The organism is Thermogemmatispora sp. (assembly GCF_019683635.1).
Lineage (GTDB): Bacteria > Chloroflexota > Ktedonobacteria > Ktedonobacterales > Ktedonobacteraceae > Thermogemmatispora.
Genome location: NZ_JADGIA010000312.1, coordinates 1 through 3,681 on the forward strand (window position 1 = coordinate 1; position 3,681 = coordinate 3,681).

Sequence of the window (3,681 nt, forward strand, 5' to 3'; positions counted from 1 at the left end):
AAACCTCCCTCATCAATTCATCAAATAACTGAAATCTCGACAGAGCGAACTCCTGACCCTCGCAGAAAGGCGAGGTGAGTGGTATGGCAAACAGGCGTACCTAGTGGGTAAGCGAGCTACGGCTGGCCTGCCTGATCCAGGCTCTGGCCAGGGCCGGCGGCGGTGGCGCGCGCAGATAGCCCTCCTCGCAGCGTTAGCGATCAGGCCCTGCCTGGTTCGTCCCACGTCCCAGGCGCTCAGCTTCTCAGCTCCCAGGCGCTCGGTGCCCAGCTGGAGAAGCTTGCTTGTTGCTCAATGAGCGAGCGAGCAGATCAGCTGAGCGGAACTGAGTCGAGCAGAGGTAGCGGCCCCTCGGCTGTAACCAGCCACACTGTTCTGCTGTACCATCAAGGCGCGACTGCCTTCCGTAACCGGCGGGCTGTTCTGTGGTAATGATGCACTGGCTTACGACTGGTTCAGGCGACTCGACCGACCGACCGACTTATAGCCAGCCCTTTGGTTACGTGACGGTCTGGCAAACCCAGTGATAGTTGCAAACGAGGGCCAGTATTGCCTGCTCACCCCGCTCAGCTAACTGGCCAGCCCTTTACTCCGACCTGATCCCGGCTGCCCCATGGCTGCCCCTGGAGCCAATGGGGAGAGGATCTTATACCACCGCGGCGCGAACTATTGACGACAGGCCCCCTGCGAGGAGAGCTAGCCGCCGCGCCACCGACGACCGACCTGCAAACTGAGCCACAACGATGCAATTGTCTTGTTCAAGGTACCCTGGTCTGAATGGGCCGGCCATCCTGAGCGGGTGGGGCAGCGCTATCGGCACTGCACCCTGGATAGCTGGCCCTGACTGACCAGCACGAGCGGCCTTTCTCCTCCCCACCGATAGATCCGGGCCGCTCAGTCCTTCCTAGCAACCTGGCGTACCGTTTTCCCGATACGCACATCTCTCACACTCGGGAAGATTACCCAATAATTCGCCAACCTTCAGGATCTCCCCCAGGGAATCTATCGAAAGTACTATCTCCTTCACGAAGGGTCTTGAACAAGACAGCCTGGCCATCACAGCCTGCTCATTCAGCTTAGCAGGCTGAATGAGAGGAGCCAGAGAAGGAGTCAAAAAGAGGAGGCCCCGGAGGAGATGGTCCTCACCCGGACCCGGGCGCTTGCATTACCGAATTGGGCCATAGCATCGCTGTGGATCAGGGAGGACCCATTGCTCAGCTGTGATAGGGCTTCTGGCCATAGGCGGCGACGACGTGGTAGCGCGTCTGTAGCGTATTCCACTCCTGGCCTGCCTGTTCGATGAGAGCAAGGACCTCTTGCTGCTCCATCTGGAAGCGAGCTGCAATGAGCGAGCTGATCGCCTTACCGGCCTCGCGCAGATCCAGAGAGAGTAAAGAACCGACGCGCCCGCCCCAATCGCCAAGTGGAATATCAATATCCTGGCGGTTGACCTGGATCAGCCCGGCCTGATGCAGGAAAGAATCCAGAGAGCGGAGGACCCCACCCTCGTTGTCGAGGCCGCGCAGGGCACCTAATTGGCCCATGAGGTAGAGAAATTGCTGGGTAGCTGGTCCAGCTGGATTGAAATGACTGACATGGGTACCCGCCTCGACCAACTCGACCCAGCCTCCGGGGACGGTGACGCGAGCGAGTTCTCGCACAACATTCGGCCAGGCTGCGAGAGGGATAGCCAGCACGAGCAGGCGTTGATGGACGAAGTCGAAGGTCTCATCCTCAAAAGGGAGGCCCTTGAGGGCATCGCCCTGGACAAAGCGGTAGTTAGCTGGTGGAGTGGTGGCTTTGGCTCTGGCTGGCTCCAGATCGAGGCCGATGACCTCGGCCTGGGGAAATTGCTGAGCGAGTTCGATGGCCCACTGGCCGGTGCCGCAGCCGACATCGAGAATGCGGCGGGGTTGGACAATGGGTGCTAAATAATTGCCGCGCAGTGCGGAGCGCAGAACGTAATGTTGAAAATCGAGGCGATTAACCTCTCCCAGGTCTTTCGGGAGCAGATAAGGTTGCTCGTCAAGATAGCGGCGCGAGGCCAATGAACCTGTCTGGGGCGCCTCGTTAACTGCAGGACGAGGCGTGGACTGAACCGAGTCAGCAGGAGTGACGGAAGCGTTTGTCACGCGGCGCTGGCGAAAGAACCACCAGGGCATGAGACATTCCTCCTTGCGGGCAAGTTTAACCTCATACGAGCTAAATAGTACAGCATTAGGCAACGCCTTGTTCATCGCGTGAATGGGCTTGGCCCATAGGTCACAGCGAAGTAACAGCGTGTTCGGAGCTGGTTTCAGACCTGACAGGCATGGTCAATGATGGCTAGCACTTCCTGCTCAGATCTGCTGAAACGACCCGCTCGGCCACACTGATGATCTCTCGGGCTTCACCCAGGGTGAAGGCGGTCAAGAAGCGGCAATGTCCCCTGACTCGCTCCCGGGAAGAGCGAGAAGCTGCTAGTGAGTGGCGGCAAGATCTCTTTCCGCTGAAGGCGAGCTAAGGGAGGCGTGAAACCTTGCAGTCGCTATTCGATCGAGAGCCTAAGCCTCAAACTGGGCCTTCTGCGAGGAATCTGGCCTAACCACCAAGAGGGGACGGGGCCAGCCAGCTCCTATGGCAATCCCAAGAGCGTGAGTCTAGGTAGTGGTTGGTGGTTTATTCCCATAAGCGACGGCCAGCCGGTAGCAAGTATGGAATTCATCGAACTCTCCTACTGCTGCTTCAATCAGGTCAAGGACTTCCTGCTCTGAGATCTGGAAATGGGCCGCTATAGCGCCGCTGAGTCCCTTTGAACTCTCGCGAAAGTCGAGCGCTAGCAAAGAGCCAAGACGTCCTCCCCACTGGCCCAGTGGTACCTCAAAGGATTGAGACTGCACGCTGACCAGTCCGGCATCGCGCAAATAGCGGTCGAGAGAGCGCATGATCACTCCCTCAGTGTCAAGACCGCGCAGAGCTGCCAGCTGCCCTGCCAGGTGTAGATATCGCTGTGTGGCAGGACCAGCGGGCGTAAAATCAGCGGTTCCTGTTCCAAACTCGACGAGTTCGACCCAGCCGCCAGGAGCGGTGATGCGAGCCAGCTCCTGGACGAGGCCCGGCCAGGCCCTCAGTGGGATAGCCAGCCAGAGAAAACGCTGGTGAACGAAGTCGAAGGTCCCATTTTCAAAAGGGAGACCCTTGAGGGCGTCGCCCTGCATAAAGCGATAGTTAGCTGGTGGAGTAGTAGCTTTAGCGCTGGTCGGCTCCAGATCGACGCCGACGACCTCAGCGTGGGGGAACTGGTGGGCGAGTTCGAAGGCCCACTGACCGGTGCCGCAGCCGACGTCAAGGATGCGACGCGGCTGCTCGATGGGGGCCAGGTAGTTGCCGCGCAGAATGGCACGCAGGATGTAATGCTGGAAGTCGAGGCGGTTGACTTCGCCCAGGTCTTTGGGGAGCAGATAGGGCTGCTCGTCCAGATAGCGACGAGCAGCCGAAAAGGGCGGCTGGGCTGCTTCATCGGGTGCTGGACGGGCTGCAGACGGTTTGGCAGCGCTGGCATTGACGGAAGCGTTTGTTGCACGACGGCGACGGAAGGACATGAGAGAGACCTCCTTGAAGTCAGTTAGCGTCAGGCGAGCTTCAGAGCAAGGCATGATGCAAGGACCTGGTTATCGAGCGAAAGGCTTCTGACCGTAGGCC

General features: G+C 59.1%; 2 protein-coding genes. Both read right to left on the minus strand.

Annotated features, from left to right (window positions below; all coding sequences use genetic code 11):
• Positions 1-1,214 precede the first annotated feature (1,214 nt).
• A complete protein-coding gene (locus IRZ31_RS20620; RefSeq protein ID WP_297157439.1) occupies positions 1,215-2,162 on the minus strand; it encodes a class I SAM-dependent methyltransferase in 948 nt (315 codons plus the stop codon).
• A 477-nt stretch (positions 2,163-2,639) separates the two neighbouring features.
• Positions 2,640-3,581 carry a class I SAM-dependent methyltransferase gene (locus IRZ31_RS20625; protein WP_297157442.1) on the minus strand — a complete coding sequence of 314 codons (942 nt, stop codon included), beginning with the start codon at positions 3,579-3,581 and terminating at the stop codon, positions 2,640-2,642.
• Positions 3,582-3,681: the final 100 nt, after the last annotated feature.